This window comes from Brevibacillus sp. FSL K6-0770, from assembly GCF_038000275.1.
GTDB classification, from domain to species: domain Bacteria; phylum Bacillota; class Bacilli; order Brevibacillales; family Brevibacillaceae; genus Brevibacillus; species Brevibacillus parabrevis.
The window spans coordinates 2,950,630-2,967,104 of sequence record NZ_JBBOBQ010000001.1 but is presented as its reverse complement, the minus strand read 5'-3'; the positions used below and the strand labels follow the sequence as shown (position 1 = coordinate 2,967,104).

The following is a 16,475-nucleotide window of genomic DNA, read 5'->3' as shown; positions in this document are numbered from 1 at the left end:
GCAATACGCCTTCATGATATGTGAATTTATTCTACTTCGACAATATGAAAGTGTCATAGGACGGAACTGCCATGTTAAAACCAAAACTTTTTGAAAACCTAAAACGACGAAAGCCCTTCCTCTCTCCCATCCTTGCGGCTCCGATGACCGCGCCAGTGTGAATCGGGAATCCAAAAACGTTATCCATCAGCATCATTATGCACCTCGATGAATTAGGCTTAATTATTCAAGTAATACTATCATTCTATCATACAAATACGCTATAATCAACTATTTAGATGCTACACGGCCCGTTTCTCACCTGATACACTAAGGTTCTGGAGGGATGATTCATGTCAAAAGAAGTGTATACAAAGCAAGAAATCAAGCAACTTTTGGAAAAGGGTACCCCGATTTTGTTCCTTGATGTTCGCGACGAAGCCAAATTTCAGACAGGCAGTGTGGAAAGCAAATTCGCTGACACGCGAAATGTTCCATACGTGCACATGCTTGCGCAGGGCGACAAACTATTAGATGAAGAAACAGAACGGGCCGTCAAAGAAAGACAGATCATCACTGTATGCACAACGGGAAATAAAGCCCAAAAAGCGGCAGCTTTGCTGCGCGAGCACGGATATGAGGCAAAAGCGCTGCTCGGCGGATTGACAGCGTGGAAGGACGACGAAGACGAAGCGAAATAAACGCACTAGCACCAACGTTTCCAGCAGATTGGCAGATATTACTCCTTTATTTCGGGCGGGATGGTCTGATATTCTGGGTCATGCCAAACCAATACGCCGAAACTTCCTCACGAATGGAAGTGCGGGGGATCTTTTACGCGGGTCAACAAAATCCGCTATGGGGTGAATCGCTCGAAGGAGCGTAGGGTTGTTTCCTCAACCCGAATCCGACAACTAACCTCGTAGGCCAAAAAAAGGAGACGATGTGAATATGAAACGTTTTGGAGCTACTGCCATCGCCATGACTCTGGGATTGGGCTTGGCCTTGACCGGATTTACTACTTCTGCTTCTGCTGCAACTTCCGCAAACTGCCCGTTGAAAAACGGTAACAGTACACCATATCAATTTTCCTATCAATGGATTCCATATGCGGGACAATTGCCTTTTGCATCCAATGCCCAGCAAAATCAGGTTGTTGTTCCACCAGTAAAGCAAGTACCTGTTCAGCAGCAGCCAGTGCAAAAGCCCGTACAAAAACCAGCGCAAACAGCACCGCAAGCACCTGCACAACCAGTTGCAACTACACCTGCGGCTCCAACCGGACAAGCTGACCAGGCTAAAACAGGAGATTTCGCCAAGCAAGTCGCTGATCTCGTCAATCAGGAACGCGCCAAAGCAGGACTGGCTCCCGTGACGATGGACGCTTCTTTGTCCAAAGTGGCACTTGCAAAAGCAGCGGACATGTCGAACAACAACTACTTCGACCATACAAGCCCTACGTACGGTTCGCCATTTGACATGATGAAGCAGTTTGGCATCTCTTATATGACTGCGGGCGAGAACATCGCCATGGGTCAACGCAGCCCTGAAGAAGTCATGACGCAATGGATGAACAGTGATGGCCACCGCAAAAACATTATGAACCCGGCCTTTACCAAAATCGGTGTCGGATACACGAACGGCTACTGGGTTCAAGAATTTATCGGATAAAACAATCGTTTCACACGAAAGCCGGGTTTCTCTTCGCACAAAGAGACCCGGCTTTTCTCGTGTGGAGCTAGCCTTGCTCCGTATTTGCCGCGTTTTTCGCTTCGGGGGTGCAGCCGCAACCTTTCTGCTCGTCAAACAGAGCGACATCCTTTTGGTTCATCTTCTGTTTGGTCGGATAGGCAGAAACTTGTTGCAGTTCGGCATTGACATCAGATGATTGCTTCATCGTATGGCCCCCTCGCCGCTATTTGGATAGTTTGTGGTACATCGGTAGTATGCGCGTGAAAGCAGCAAATACATGCCTGCCGATCGCTGGAAAAGAGACGAAGCTTGCTCAGAGCTGTTGCCGTTTAGGAACTGCGCTTTTACTTGCTGAGAATATGCTCCAGGTCTTTCAGCGCTGCGGCTGCCGCTGCTACAGGGTCTGACTTCCCGCCGACCACCATCACCTCTCCCATCACATCGGTTTCTACCCGAATCGCCTTCGTAGTGCCTTTTACACGGGAAAAAGGGTGACTCGCTTCAACCGCTTTCAATTCTACAGCCGCTTGAATCCCGTCCGCAGTCGGCCTGATCGTCCCGACCAGCTTGGGCACAAGCCCGCTTTGTTTCCACTCCGCTATTTGTTCTGGTGTCACCTCGCGCACGCTGGCCCGCGGAATATCGGACAGCTTGATTGGAGCAGCGAACGCAGCATTGGCCAAAATCGTCAGCTTGGATGCGGTGTCAAAGCCTTCGATGTCATATGTCGGGTCAGGCTCTGCGATTCCCATCGCTTGCGCCCGCCGGATCGCCTCTTCGCTGCTGATCCCTTCTTCCATCATGCTCGTCAGCACAAAATTGGTCGTTCCGGTAAAAATGCCTTCTACGTGCCTGATTTCACAGCCAGCCAAATTGTAGGTGAACAGGTCGATGGTCGGCAAAGCCGCCGCAGTCGCCCCGCTGATTTTCAACTGGACGCCTTGCTCTTTTGCCAAAGCGGACAAGCCGCTGTAATCGACGACGAGCGCACCTTTTGACACGGCAATGGCGTGCATTCCTTTTGTAAGCGCCTGGCGGATAAAGCCAAGGCTCGCTCCTCCCGTTTGGACATCGGACGGCCCGGCTTCGATCAAGATGTCCGCTTCTGTTTTCGCCAACCATGCTTCGGCGTTCCATGCCGAAGCAGCCGCTTTCTTTTCTTGCGCAAATGCGTTCAAGCCCTCTTCCGCAAGTCCATGCGGATCGTATAAGCCGCCAATTGAGCGGGCGACGCCGACAAGCCTGACGTCAGCCTGGTACAACTGGCGGTAACGGTCCTTACGTTCTTGCAGCAGTCGCGCGATTTGCTTGCCTACGGTTCCGAACCCTGTTAATACGATGTTCCAACGCTTCATTTGTCATTCTCCTTGTTGTCGCAAAACATCAAGCGCTTGTCATGCTTGTCGGTAGACGTCTCTTCTGTATGCCAGGATCGCGTTGGCGTCTTTTGGCCTGAGCTGTTTGCCCGTTTTCGCAGAGTACAGTGCTTCTACATGATCGATGAACAAAATTCCTTCCAGATGATCCAGCTCATGCTGAAGACAACGCGCGAAAAAATCTTCTGCCTCAAAGACGTGCTTCCCGCCGCTGCGCGTCTCTGTCCGCACTTTTACAGAGCGTGCCCGACTCACGATCCCGATCACCCCCGGAATCGACAGGCAAGCTTCTGGACCTATCTGAACGCCGCTCACGTCCACAATCTCCGGGTTGATCAGCTCGACAAGGCCGCTGCCGCAATCCAGCACAACCAGCCGCTGCAAAACGCCGATTTGCACAGCCGACAATCCGGCCCGTCCTTTTTTGGCGTACAGCGTATGCTTCATGTCTTGCAAAGTCGTTTCTGTCTGGGGAGTCATGGATGTCACTTTTCTCGACCTGTCGCGCAAAATCGGATTCCCTAATAGAACGATACTCCGTTCTGCCATCGGTACAATCCCTCCTGCCCCTCTATGTGTTTACAACGTAGCAAACGTTTTCACCCATTGTCAAAAGAATCCGTTCAAAAATCTGAAAAATCCCTGCCTGCTAGATGACAAATGCATGTAGATGCGCTATCTTTATTGTTGATGATAAACAGATGTTCCAAAGGAAGAGGGAGGCTACCATGCATTCACTGGCATCACAGCTGAATGAGACGATTCAGCGGGAAAATCCACACGTTTTTGAGATGATGTCCAACATCGGCAAGCTGATTTACTTTCCAAAAGAAGGAATTCTGAGCCAATCGGCTGAAGCGAAAGCAAAAGCGAAAAAATACAATGCAACAATCGGGATCGCCCTGGAAAACGGCCAACCGATGCACCTGAAAGTGATTCAAGACAATCTGTCGGCCTATGCGCCAAAAGATTTGTACGAGTACGCTCCTCCCGCCGGAAAGCCTGAGCTGCGTGCAGCATGGCGGCAAAAAATGATGGAGGAACAGCCTTCGCTGGCGAACCTGACGTTCAGCAATCCGATTGTCACCAACGCTTTGACCCACGGCCTGAGCGTGGTTGCAGACCTGTTTGCGGACAACGGCGACAGCGTCATCATCCCGGACAAAAACTGGGAAAACTACGAGCTGACTTTCTCCATCCGTCGCGGTGCTGAAATGGTCTACTATCCATTGTATAACGATGAGATGAAGTTTAATGCCTCCGGATTGCGTGAAGCGATTTTGGCGCAAAAAGATAAAGGAAAAGCGATTGTCGTCCTGAACTTCCCGAACAACCCGACAGGGTACACGCCAGGGGCAGAAGAAGGCCGTCAAATCGTGGCAGCGCTCAAGGAAGGAGCAGAAGCGGGCATCAACATCGTAGCCGTAACAGACGATGCGTACTTTGGCCTGTTCTTCGAAGACTCCATGCACGAGTCGCTGTTCCCTAGCCTGGCAAACGTACATCCGCGCATCCTCCCTATTAAAGTAGATGGCGCGACCAAAGAAGAATACGTTTGGGGCTTCCGCGTCGGCTTTATCACATATGCAGCTCCTTCCAGCGACCTGCTCGCCGCGCTGGAGCAAAAAACATTGGGCATTATCCGCGCAACCATTTCCAGCGGATCTCACCCATCGCAAACATTCGTCCTGCAAGCTCTCACCTCTCCTGAGTTCAAGGCACAAAAACAGGAGAAGCTGGAAATCATGAGAGGCCGCGCCAACCGCGTGAAGCAACTGCTCGACAGCGGCAAATTCGACGACGCCTGGGGCTACTATCCGTTCAACTCCGGTTACTTCATGTGCCTCAAGCTGAAAACCGTCGAAGCGGAAGCATTGCGCCAGCACTTGCTGGAACAGTACGGCGTAGGTACGATCGCTCTCGGCCAAACCGATCTGCGCATCGCTTTCTCTTGCATCGAAGAGGACAACATCGACGATCTGTTCCAATTGATCTACAGCGGCGTCAAAGACTTGGAAAAAGCAGTGGCAAAATAAGCACAAAAAGCGTTTTGGCCCCCTAGCCAAAGCGCTTTTTTCTTGTCCGCCGCGATGTTTCTGCTGTTTTTCCACGAGCGTCACCAGCCCGATGAACGGAAAGCCTGACGCGTAAATCCAGTCTAGGATCGAAAAGCTCGCGCCGCCAATCACGGCTCCACGACTCCGCCCAGCTAGGTCAACCCCTGCCGCGGCTTATTCATATTTTTCAACAAACTGAATTATCCCTCTATTCTCGTCTCGGTACGCCGAATCCGCTGCGTTCCTACAAAAATCGAGGCAAGCACCAGAACCATCCCGACCCCATGCATCCACGTAAACGCTTCGTTCAAAAACAGCACGGCAACGAGCGCTGCGCTAATCGGCATCATTCCGGTAAACAAGCCCGCCTTGGATGCCTCCACCTTCGCCACTCCGTTGTACCAGAGGAAGAACGAGAGCACACTCGCCGTAACCGCGTAATAAAGCAACAGCCACCATATATGGGCCGGTACGGCTCCCCAATCGAAGCGAACCGCCTCCCAGATCGCAAACGGCAAAAACATGACAAAGCTGATGGCGTTGATCGCAGCGGTCATCTGAAACGGGGTAATTTTGCCTGACAAGCGCTTGGCAAAAATCGTGAACAGCGCTTCGCTGACGACAGCCAAAAACACAAGCAGGTTGCCCAGCATACTCGCCAGCGACTGCTCCTGTGCTCCTCCCGTAAACGTAATCAGGCTGATTCCGCCCACGGAAAGGGCAATCGCCAGCATGTTGTTCAGATGAAGCTTTTCCTTGAGAATCCAGAAGGAAAACAGAGCGATGCAGGCTGGAACCGTGCTCGTAATAATCCCTGCGGCTGTAGCGGTCGTCCACTGCACGCCGTACAGCATGCAAACACTGAACAGAAAGACGCCGAAAAACGACTGCCAGAACAGGACGCTCCCCTCTTCCTTGCTCCAGGACGACTTCCACTCGCCACGCCAAAAGAGCAACGGCAGCAAAATCGCGATCGCGATCAGGAACCGCAGCTCGGAAAACAGGAAAACGGGCACGTGCGAAACCATTTCTTTACCGATGGAAATGTTCATTCCTACCAATGCCATTGATAGGGCCAACTGAATGTAGGCGAACAGCATGGGGTAATTCTTTCCTCCTCTCGTGCTCCTACTACTGTTCCATCCACACGTGCCGAAATCCTCTCCATCATCCTGCGTGTGGCAGCTGTTTTTTCGCAGGTTCACTCACCCGTTTTTTCTCGGCAGCTCCTACGAGCAGAGCGCCAAACGGCAGTCTTCCCAGCCCGTACGACAGGAAAAACGAAACAGCGGCGCACAGGACAAAAACGACCAGACTGCCGATCACTCCCGTGTGAAACAAACCGATGCCGCGCACGGCTTTCATAAGGTAAGTCAAGACCAGCGCGTGCATCAAATAAGCGCCGTACGAATACTTGCCGACAAGGCTGAGCCAATGCGTCACAGCCGATTGCTTTTTCCCGATCAAGAGCGCCAAGCCGTAAACGCCAAGAAGCGACGCCACCGTATACAAAAACATGGACGGCTTGAGCGATGTCGCCACATTCAGGCTGATGCTTCCGCTGGCAAACACCTGAAGCAGCTCGTAGCCAATCCAGCCGTACAACAGGCAAAACGCTGCCGCAATCCACATCCAGCGCTTGCCGATCCATGCGCGGAAAGCAGGCAAAGCCACAGCTGCCACGCCCCCCAACAAAAAGTAAAAGTAGTAGTAGAAAGCGTTGCGGTCGCGGTATTTGATCATATACAGCTCAAGCGGCCCGCCGCCAAAGTCGGCCATATGCGCCGGAACGTAGCGAGCCGAAAACCACATCAAGCCGCCGTATACGACAGCAAGCAAGGCGCCGACCACGACAAACCGGGTGCGATTCACGACGAGACGATGCAAAAAGCGAAACAGCTTTTGCCACAGCGGATAAAGCAAATAAAACTGGAAGATCATGACGACAAACCATAAATGGTAGGAAGACGTTCCCGTCACGAGGTTTTTGATCACCGTCCGGAAAAAGCTGCTCTCCCATCCTTGCGGCCATGTTTGCAGAGACATGTAAATCGCCGACCAGATCCCGTATGGCACCAAAATTTCCGTTACCCGCTTGCGCATAAAGCCGATGTAGTTCACCTTTTCACAATAGTTGTAAAATAACACCAACCCCGTGATGAAAATAAAGGCCGGAACGGCGAATTTTAGCAAGTGAAACAACATTCCGTATACGATAGCCGTCTGTTCGCTCAAGCCCTGCTCTCTGATAAAAATGCCGATGACGTGTTGATAGACGACAGCGAGAAAGGCAAAGCCGCGAATGAGATCCAGTTCGGCTATGCGTTCTTTGCGACTCATGAAACTACCAGATCCTTCCTGTATGATTAACAAGTGTCATCCTATCATCATAACCATCCCGCCTGCGCCAAGCAAGTCCGCATACGGGGTACTCGTCTGGTTAAAAAAGCCTATGTTTATCCCGCTTTTGGCCTTCGCGCACACAAAAAAACCGACGTCGTGGCGTGACATCGGTCTTTTAGCACATGTCCTATCTTAGTTTGTTTGTACTTCTGCCTCAGGCAAGCCGCCAGGGACGGAAATCAGACCGGGCCGCCGGATGAAAGCCTTGATCTTTGTTTCCACTTCCAGCTCGGAAAATACTTGGTCCCAGTTTTCGCGCACGGCTGCAAACTCCTTCGGGTATTTCCGGTGAAACTCCCGGCCGAAATTGACAATGTCTGCCTTGAACTCTTTTTGTACCTGGGAGAGGGCCAGCCTGATTCTCGTCTGGATGTCTTCGCGCATCCCTTCCTCTGCCCGGGCAATTTGCTCCGGAGTGTTCAAGGTCAGCTTTGTGCCATTTTGCACAATGTCTCCCTCTGTTTCAATATCGACGAGCATCTTCCATTTCCCGTTTTCAATCAGCGGTGTCAATTTGGTCTTTTCCCGAATCGGGTTTAGTGACACGAAGCCTCGCTCGTCTTTGATCTTGATCGTGACTGTCGTGCTCGATACCTCGTCTCTGAGCCATAGCACCCCTCGCGTCGTCCGGTCGGACAAAGCGCCGATCATTTTGCCGTTTTTGAACACGGCTGTGCCAAACAAATACGGATTGGTCGCTTGCGGACGCTCTTTTTTCGGCGGCTTCATCATGTCAATCATCGGCAAGGCGGCCGCATTCGTCGGACTTGCAAACATTTTCTGCAAATCGAGCAGCGTGACTTCAAGCCCGACCTCCAGTTCGGACAGCTTGCGCACGACTTCCGCCGAATAGCGTTCGAGCGGCGGCATAATCTTCAGCAGCTCGCTTGCTTTTCCTTTGCTTACATACATAAAAGCCCGGTTGCGCGGTTCCGGGTGGCGGGCGTAATAGTCGATATACTCTTCCAAGCCGTGCCTGGCCAGCTCTTGTCCGTAAATGTACACCTTGCAGTGGCCCCAGAACACCTTTCGCGGTATTTTTAGCTGCACTTTGGACATCGCGTCGGCAATATTGACGCCTTCCGCAGAACGGATCAGCGTCATCGCTTCGTTTGCTCCTCCATCCCCGCCGCTGAGTGAGCGCGGAACGAATACTTGCACAGACAGCTCCACAGCGCGATCCGATACGAAGTCCATTGCGACTGCTGTCACGAGCGCCACATCATTGATTTCGACGCGGTCCCAGCAGCCGCCAAGACAGGCACAGCATAGCCAAAGAACGAGGGCAAGCCGCTTCTTCATCGGCTGTTTTCTCCTTGCGTAGAAGAGATCAGCTTCTGCAGCGGCCAAACAAAGCTTTGAACCCCGCGGGCATACAGCATCAAATCGGGCTGCTCCTTTACGTCCAGCGAGAACGGCATCGGCATCGAATTTTCGCGAAAGCGCGCTGCGGCTGTCTGTAACAGCCACGGCTCATGATACACGTCGGCGTAGTGCAGTTGGTTCGTGCGCTTGCACTGACAATAGAGCGTGTAGCGTTCCGTCAGCCAGTGCTCCAGCGTTCCCGACCGTGCTAGTATTGGCTCCGACACAGGCCAGTAGCTGCCGTGGAACACCGGCGAAGCGCCGCGAGCGGATAGGCGCCGGGACTGAAAATCGATCTGATTTTGCTCGGCGCGAAAGTCCATCCGCGCAGGATAATAAGGCAGCCGATACCAGTATTTGGCGATTTTTGTCACAAGCAGATGGGATGTGTCCAGAGACAAAAAGTAGACGCCCGCTTTCTCGCCTGCTTTCACATACGTTCGCACATTGATTTCGGGGAAGGAAGTGACGTACGGAACAGGGAACAGGCGACGGAGCCGCACTCCGGTCAGCAGAAAAGGAATGACGCTAATCCAGGCATGCCCACCGTATGTATCCAGTTCGAGGCCCGCCGGAATCAGGCTGCGCACCTGGTCGGGCGAGACAGCCCAGTGAGCGAACAGCAAATGCTCCCACGTCTGCGTCATCATCCAGCCTTTATGCTGTCGTTGTTCCTTGATCGGAATGATTCCCTGACTCATGCGAACCCCTCCCCAATTCCGTTTGCTCTTGCCTATATGCCGCTTTCCGCCGTTTCCGCAGACGTCTGGAAGGCAAGCGGTACTTTCGTCACTTTGCTCGTCAGCTCATCCAGGGCTACGAGATCGTCTGGCGTCACTTCTTTTAAAGAGGTTTTCCCCATGGCAAGCAGCGCGATTTCCATTTCATCCACAAAAGCAAGCAAAAAATTCGTCAAATACTTGGCAGCCTGCTCCGGGTCGAATTTGTCCTTGAGCTTCCCCGGATAGTTCGTCAGCTCAGTCGGCGGCTCCCAGGGAATCGCCTTTGTCACCTGATCATGCGTCATCGCCCAGAGCATCGCCGTTCCCATGAAAATGCCGTCTGCCCCCAGCGCGATTGCCTTCAGACACTCGCCCGGAGTCGTATAGCCGCCGCCCGAGAGCAGTGTGATCTGGTCTTTGACCCCGCGCTCTTTCAAATAGTGAATCGCCCGGCTAAGCGCGTAAATCGTCGGCAAGCCGAAGTCGTCCTCCAAAATCGGCGGGCCGCCCTTTGTCCCTGCCTGCCCACCATCAATACTGATAAAATCAACCCCAGCCTGGATGGAGATTTCCAAGTCCTGCTCGAGGACAGCGCTTGCGCATATTTTCACGCCAATCGGAATCCCGTCTGTCATCGTGCGCAGCTTTTCGACCAGCTTGCGCAAGTCTTCCGGGCTGTTGACTTCAGGCTGCCGGGACGGGATGACGACCATTTCTTCTCCCTCGACGCCCATCAATTGGCTGGCTTTGCCCGTGATGTACTCGCAAGGAATGAAGCTGGCTGCGGCTGCGGTCGCTCCTTGTCCGAAATGAATCTCAATCGCATCCGCCTGCCGCAATATTTCCGGTTCCTTGGACCATTTTCCCGAGTTGTACTGAATGATGAGGTGCTTGGCGTATTTGCGCTCCTCCGGCAAAAGCGGCCCTTCTCCCGTATTGCTCAACGATCCCGCTGCCGCCGCTCCTTTTGCCATGGCAATCTTTACACTTTCGCTGATCCCGATGCCAAATCCCATTGCTCCGGGCATCAGGGGGATATCCAACGTTAGCGGTCTTTTTGCCTTTGGGCCAATCGTCAGCTTCATGTCGACCTCGGCATCTTCATCAGCAGGCAGCACCGCCAGCTGGGCCGGAGAAAAAATCAAGCCATCAAAGTTGAGAAACTTGCGCGGACTGCCAAAAGGCCGCTCAATCGCTTGCCCTGTCGTCGCCCGCAGGCTGTTTTCCAGGACGTAGCGCGGGCTGACTTTGGTCAAGGCCGATACCATTTCAAAAATATTTTCCGGGTAGCGATCCGACATCAACCTTTTCATAAAGCGGCCGAGCAACCACTGTACCAGCGGGCGAAACGTGACAATTCCAAGAAGCGTAAACAAGATGCCTGCGACCAGCGTGCCAACAAAGGAGCCTATGAGAAAATCCAGCCACCTCCCACCCACTTCATCCACCTCCTGCGAGATTTGCTGTCCAGCCTTCGTCTGGTACGTTGCGTGGTACATGCTCGTTTGCTATTTTTCCGCTTTTCCATGCTCATCGGTTGAGCCAGCAGGTCGGGAAATCAGTCCTGGTCGGCGGACAGCGGCCTGAACCTGTATGTTCACATCAATTTGCGGGTAGAGCGCGTCCCACATCGGTTTCGCTTGCTCCCACTCCTGCGGATACTTCCGGTGAAAAGCAGCGGCAAAATTGCCCGCGTCCGCGTCAAACTCCTTTTGCAAATGAAAGAGAGCGAGCCTGATGCGCGACTTGATTTCGTCGTTGACCGATTTCTGCACGAGCGCGATGCTGCTCGGCTCCATCATGTTCAGCTTCGTCGCGTTTTCCACGATGTCGCCTTCCGTATCAATTTTGACCAAAATCGACCACTTTCCATTCGCAATGTGCGGAATCAGCTTGGTCGTCGCCCGAATCGGTACGACAGAGACAAGCCCTTGGCCCTCTGGCAAGTTGACGCTGATGGATGCCCGGGTGATTTCATTGCGCAGCCAGAGCAGCCCCCTCGTAGCTTTCGATGTCAAGACTCCTGCCAGCTTGTCCTTTTTAAAAATGGCGGTTCCGAGCAGCGGCGTGTTTTTCTGGATTTGCTCCTTGTCTTTCAATTTGTTCCCTTCCTGTATATAGGGAATGGCTACTGCTTGCGCCTCGCTTTTGAGCATGTTGCGAAAGTCGATCAAAGTTACAGGCATGCCGATATGCAGGCTCGCGTATTCGCGAAGCGCTTCTGCTGTAGAGCGCTCCAGGACGCTTTCGATTCCGAGTGTCTCGACTGCTTTTCCTTTTGATATGTACAAATAGGCACGATTGCGTGGTTCAGGATGACGCACGAGAAAATCAATATGATCGGCTATCCCTTCCCGGGCGATCTCTTCGCCGAACAAATAAATTTTGCAGTGCCCCCAGAACACTTTGCGGGAGAGCTTCGCCTGCACTTTGGACATCGCGTCGGCAATATTGATTCCTTTTCCTCTCAGAACCGTGGTCAGCTCCCTGGTCGAGCTGCCCGTCGGCACTCCCAGCCCGCCTCCTCCCACTTCTTTTGGAATAAACACTTGGATGCTCAGGTCGATTTCGTCTTTTCCCGCCTTGTCCACAGCAGCAGCGGTAATGATTGCGAGGTCGTTGACTTCCGTCCGATCCCAGCATCCGCCAAGCAGCGCACAGGAAACCAGCAAAACCAGAACGACTCCTCTCATCCTGACGGAACCTCCTTCGCTTTGCTGCGCTTTCCACGCACGATTGCATAAAGCAGCAGACATCCCGGCCAGAAGCAGAAAGACCACGCGAGGATGGCGGGAATCGCAATCAGGGTGATCGCCCCCAGCTCCGCGAAGCTGGGTATTCCCCAAAAGCTGAACAGCACGATCAAAAAACCGATCGGCCAAATAAGCGGCTGGTAACAGGTGAGATTCAGGCATTGGGCTGTTCCCAGTACCGTCGCGTAGTAAAACATCGACACTTTGATAAAGGCGCCGATCACCCAGATCGCCATGACAGCCGATTCCATGTTCTCAAAAAAATCGGCAATACTCACATATCTGGCGGTATCCATGATCGGAAACAAAATATTCGGCAAAGCATCCCCCATCAAAAACAGCGTGACCAAATTGACGATAGTCATGGTAATCATCGATCCTGCCACAGTCCACACCGCAGCTTTTGTCCCCTGCGGGCGATTGGCGAGCACCGGCAACAAGTACGAAATCAAAAACACTTCGCTGTACCAGCCGAGCGGCGTGATGGCCCCTTTGATCGACGGCAACAGTCCGCGATCGAGGACAGGAAACAAATTGCCGGGGTCCAGAGCAGGAAACACAAGGCCGATCATCAACAGCAGCGGAACAATGAACATCGGAAAGAAAACTTGCGCCGTTCGCCCGAGAACTTCGACCCCGCCTTTGACGGCAAAAGAACAGACGACAATCAGCGCGGACGAAATGACACTGAGCGGCGTTTCCTTCAAAAAAATCGCGATGAAATCCGCATACTCGCGCACGATGACGCCGCTTACCTGCAACAAGACGAGCAGGTACAAAAGGCCCATGATCGCAGATGGCACCGTTCCAGCGATTGCTTTTCCTTGCTCGATAATCGTCATGCCGGGAAACCGCTTATGCAGCTGGATCGCGATAAACACGCTGAGAAAGCCGATGAGCGATGACCAAAACGGCGTGAGCCACAAATCGTTCCGGGCCGCTTGAGCCATGACGTTAGGTCCTCCAAGCATCGCGGTAGACACGAGCACGGGATAGATAATCATCCCCATCTGCAAGGCTGAAATTTTTCCCGTTTCAAGCATAGTTTCTCATCCTTCTTGCTTTTCGGTATGGGTATGGGCTTGTTCAGGTGCCATGGTCATTTGCGCTTGGCTTTGCTGTTTGCCTTTTTTGCGCAGCAGGGCCAAACCGAGCAAAAGCAGCGGACAGATCGTCTGCATGAGCGGCCCGTAAAACGGAAACGAGATTACATCGAAGCGACTTGCCTGATTGAGGTTGGGGATGGACCAGAAGCTGAGGGCAGCGATGAGGATACCGATCGGGAGCACAATCGGGCGATAATCGGCAAGCCCGAGCCATTGACTCGTTCCCAGCACAGTAGCGTAGTAAAATATTGATATTTTGACGAACATCCCGAGAATCCAGACGGTCATGACCACAGAGTCGAGATTTTCAAAGAAGTCCGCAATGCTGATGTAGCGAAAGGCAACCATGACCGGATACAAGTAATCCGCAGCCTGCGTCCCGAACACCAGCAAAATAAACAGATTGATACAGGTCAGCATCAGCGCAATTCCCAAAATCGTCAGCATCCCCGAGCGCATGCCTTTGCCCCGATCGGTCACGAAGGGCAGAAAAAAGCTTATCAGAAACGCCTCGCTGAAGTAGCCTTGCGGGATCAGTGCGCCTTTCAGCGAAGGGAGCAAGCCATGTTCCAGCATGGGAAACAGAAAATCGGGCTTCATGTCCCGGAGCAAAAAAGGCATGAGAATGAGCGGAAACATAAAGAAAAAGAAAAAGAGCTGCGCCGTCCTGCCGATCGATTCTACTCCTGCTTTCACAGCGTAGGCGCAGACGGCGATCATCGTGATAATGACGATGCTGATCGGTGTCTGCGGCAAAAAATTGCCGATGATAAACTCGGCGTACCCTCTGGCGATCAATCCTGTCATGTGGATGTAAAAAAACAGGATGAGCAGCCCGAACAGCTTTCCAGGAATCGTACCGATAATGTCGGTACTGTATTCGACGACGGATTTTTGCGGGTACAGTTTGTTCAAGGCTATGGCGGCATACACCGTTAAAAAACCGGTCAAGGACGCCCAGGCAGGCGACAGCCACAAATCATTTTGCGCGTATTTTCCGCTATAACTCGGCACAGCTGTAACAGCCGAAGCAATGACAGCCAGGAAAATCATTTTTCCCATCTGCGCGGAAGAGATTTTTCCCTGTTCTAGCAAGCACCCCACCCTTTTTTATTCCAAGTAGTGACCCAGCGGCTCGAAAATTTCATTGATTATCGTGGTGGGTCCCGGCAAATTCGGCAAATCGAACATGGACAGCACCCAGCCGATGAAAACCAAGGCGATGAAGGTCATTTTGTCTCGCCTCGGCAAGCGCGACAGACGCGGCCACTCGATGGCAAACAGGATGCAGACGAGAGCGCTCATTCCGGCGACCAGCCCCCATTTCAAGCTGGATCTCCCCCTTTTTTCGGCCCTGGCTTCTGATTCGCTCCTTGCCTGATTTTTTGATAATCTCCCGTCAAGTGAGGGCGCGTGTTCATCATCCACCACGGCGCGCGGACGAGCGTGTCCTTCCATTCCGCGACCTTGATCGGTCCGACTGGTGTCAAGTACGGCACGCCCAGCGAGCGAATCGTGCTCAGGTGGATGACGGTCACAATAATGCCGAGCATGATTCCCAACAAGCCGAGCGATCCGGCGAGAAACATCATCGGAAAGCGCAGCAGGCGAATGGCGATGCCCGCGATATAGTGCGGAATCATAAAGGAAGCAATCCCTGTGATGGCGACCACGATGACAAACCAGCCCCGCTTGTACGGCTGCCTGACCGATGACGAGCGCCCCGACGATGCTGACAGCGGCCCCGACCTGCTTGGGCAGTCTGACCCCTGCTTCGCGCAGCGCTTCGAACGTAATTTCCATCAACAGCGCCTCGACCAAAGCCGGAAAAGGCACTGCTTCCCGGGAAGCTGCCATGCTGATCAACAGCGAGGTCGGCACCATCTCGTGATGAAACGTAATCAGGGCGACATAAAGGGACGGCAGCAAGAAGGAAATCGCGGTGAACAAATAGCGCAGCCAGCGGATCGTCGTACTCGCGAGCGAGCGCTGGTAATAATCCTCGCTGGATTGCAGCAAGGAAAACAGCGTAGTCGGTGCGATCAGCACAAACGGCGTGCCGTCTACCAAAATGGCGATGCGCCCTTCCAGCAAATTCCCGCAAGTGACATCCGGACGCTCGGTGGTCAAAATTTGCGGGAACGGCGATGCAGGATGATCTTCAATCAGTTCCTCGATGTAGCCGCTCTCCAGCACACCGTCGATTTCGATCCGGCCTAGTCTCGCCCTGACCTCTGCCACCAAGTCCTCGTCCACGATGCCTTCCATATAAGCGAGGACAACCTGGGTTTGTGTGTAGCCGCCGATTTGCATTTGCTCCATTTTCAAAGCGGGCGTCTTGATCTGCCGTCTGAGCAGCGCCGTATTGACGTGGAGCGATTCCGTAAACCCTTCGCGCGGCCCCCGGACGACCCCTTCGGCGACCGGCTCTTCGATCTGCCTTTTTTCCCATCTGGCCAAGCCAAAGGCAATCGCTCTCTCCTGCTGGTCGATCAACAGAACCGGGTTGCCGTTTGCAATCGCTTCCAGGCATTGTTCTACGGTGCTCATTTCCCGCGATTTGGTTACGGGCACCAGATTGTCCAACAGCTTTGTCAGCGGGGAATCCTTCGGCAGCTTCGTCTGCATCAGGACAGACAACACGCTGCGCTCCAGCTCCTCCTGATTCGTCAAGCCGTCGATGTAGATCGCAAGCGCCCGGATCGTGCCGCCGATGCGAAACGAGCGAAACACCACATCGGAGCAGTTGGCATACAAGTCTCTCAGCCGCTGCTCGTTGTCAGCCAGCTGCTTTTACAAAGGCGTATGGGAAGGCGCTGTCTGCTGCTGCGTCTTCTGTTTGTGCGATCTCCACCACTTTCGCGCGTTTTCGCTCAGGCTCCCCACCCCCTTTTCAACGAAGCCGCCTCACTTTTTCCTGAGTCTCGCCTACTGTAAAATGAGTTAGGGAAATTTTGCCCCATTCGTACCACTTTTATCCTGTTTCCTTGCCCGGTGAGCCAGTTGCCCGTGCCAAAAGAAA

15 protein-coding genes, 1 pseudogene and 1 riboswitch are annotated in these 16,475 nt (G+C 53.0%); of the genes and pseudogenes, 3 read left to right on the top strand and 13 right to left on the bottom strand.

Annotated features, from left to right (window positions below; all coding sequences use genetic code 11):
• Positions 1-332: 332 nt before the first annotated feature.
• Both NST23_RS14200 and NST23_RS14195 read left to right on the top strand, forming a co-directional pair.
• A complete protein-coding gene (locus tag NST23_RS14200; protein WP_281869196.1) occupies positions 333-680 on the top strand; it encodes a rhodanese-like domain-containing protein in 348 nt (115 codons plus the stop codon).
• An 84-nt stretch (positions 681-764) separates the two neighbouring features.
• Positions 765-923: riboswitch (cyclic di-AMP (ydaO/yuaA leader) on the top strand.
• A gap of 7 nt (positions 924-930) precedes the next feature.
• Entirely contained in the window at positions 931-1,650 is a 720-nt protein-coding gene (locus tag NST23_RS14195; protein ID WP_173597372.1) for a CAP domain-containing protein, read from the top strand.
• A gap of 67 nt (positions 1,651-1,717) precedes the next feature.
• Here the strand turns inward: NST23_RS14195 and NST23_RS14190 are convergent, their stop codons facing one another.
• From NST23_RS14190 to def, 3 genes are all read right to left on the bottom strand, one after another.
• The gene (locus NST23_RS14190) at positions 1,718-1,876 is read right to left on the bottom strand and encodes a hypothetical protein (RefSeq protein WP_167470398.1); all 159 of its coding nucleotides are present in this window, start codon (positions 1,874-1,876) and stop codon (positions 1,718-1,720) included.
• A 139-nt stretch (positions 1,877-2,015) separates the two neighbouring features.
• Positions 2,016-3,026 (bottom strand): homoserine dehydrogenase, encoded by a 1,011-nt coding sequence (locus NST23_RS14185; protein ID WP_340963908.1) that lies wholly within the window; start codon positions 3,024-3,026, stop codon positions 2,016-2,018.
• Between the two features lie 39 nt (positions 3,027-3,065).
• Entirely contained in the window at positions 3,066-3,596 is a 531-nt protein-coding gene (def, locus tag NST23_RS14180) for a peptide deformylase (protein ID WP_173597374.1), read from the bottom strand.
• Between the two features lie 179 nt (positions 3,597-3,775).
• Here def and NST23_RS14175 point away from each other — a divergent pair, with 179 nt between their 5' ends.
• Entirely contained in the window at positions 3,776-5,083 is a 1,308-nt protein-coding gene (locus tag NST23_RS14175; protein ID WP_122966849.1) for an aminotransferase class I/II-fold pyridoxal phosphate-dependent enzyme, read from the top strand.
• A 221-nt stretch (positions 5,084-5,304) separates the two neighbouring features.
• Here the strand turns inward: NST23_RS14175 and NST23_RS14170 are convergent, their stop codons facing one another.
• The 10 genes and pseudogenes from NST23_RS14170 to NST23_RS14125 form a co-directional block, all read right to left on the bottom strand.
• Positions 5,305-6,204, bottom strand: coding sequence for a DMT family transporter (locus NST23_RS14170; protein ID WP_173597375.1), 900 nt, complete (start codon positions 6,202-6,204; stop codon positions 5,305-5,307).
• Between the two features lie 67 nt (positions 6,205-6,271).
• Positions 6,272-7,444 (bottom strand): acyltransferase, encoded by a 1,173-nt coding sequence (locus NST23_RS14165; RefSeq protein WP_340963906.1) that lies wholly within the window; start codon positions 7,442-7,444, stop codon positions 6,272-6,274.
• Between the two features lie 195 nt (positions 7,445-7,639).
• Positions 7,640-8,809 (bottom strand): Ger(x)C family spore germination protein, encoded by a 1,170-nt coding sequence (locus NST23_RS14160; RefSeq protein ID WP_173599330.1) that lies wholly within the window; start codon positions 8,807-8,809, stop codon positions 7,640-7,642.
• The gene (locus NST23_RS14155) at positions 8,806-9,573 is read right to left on the bottom strand and encodes a YqjF family protein (protein WP_173599329.1); all 768 of its coding nucleotides are present in this window, start codon (positions 9,571-9,573) and stop codon (positions 8,806-8,808) included. Before NST23_RS14155 ends, NST23_RS14160 begins: the two co-directional genes overlap by 4 nt.
• Positions 9,574-9,605: 32 nt before the next feature.
• Positions 9,606-11,033, bottom strand: coding sequence for an FMN-binding glutamate synthase family protein (locus NST23_RS14150; protein ID WP_173597378.1), 1,428 nt, complete (start codon positions 11,031-11,033; stop codon positions 9,606-9,608).
• Between the two features lie 69 nt (positions 11,034-11,102).
• Entirely contained in the window at positions 11,103-12,287 is a 1,185-nt protein-coding gene (locus NST23_RS14145) for a Ger(x)C family spore germination protein (RefSeq protein WP_340963905.1), read from the bottom strand.
• The gene (locus tag NST23_RS14140; RefSeq protein WP_340963903.1) at positions 12,284-13,390 is read right to left on the bottom strand and encodes a GerAB/ArcD/ProY family transporter; all 1,107 of its coding nucleotides are present in this window, start codon (positions 13,388-13,390) and stop codon (positions 12,284-12,286) included. Before NST23_RS14140 ends, NST23_RS14145 begins: the two co-directional genes overlap by 4 nt.
• Positions 13,391-13,396: 6 nt before the next feature.
• On the bottom strand, positions 13,397-14,557 hold the full coding sequence (locus tag NST23_RS14135; protein ID WP_274875321.1) for a GerAB/ArcD/ProY family transporter: 1,161 nt from the start codon (positions 14,555-14,557) through the stop codon (positions 13,397-13,399).
• Positions 14,558-14,563: 6 nt separating this feature from the next.
• Entirely contained in the window at positions 14,564-14,782 is a 219-nt protein-coding gene (locus NST23_RS14130; RefSeq protein WP_280648840.1) for a hypothetical protein, read from the bottom strand.
• Positions 14,779-16,240, bottom strand: a pseudogene (locus NST23_RS14125) (spore germination protein). The gene NST23_RS14130 and the pseudogene NST23_RS14125 overlap by 4 nt, the downstream one beginning before the upstream one ends.
• Between the last annotated feature and the right edge of the window lie 235 nt (positions 16,241-16,475).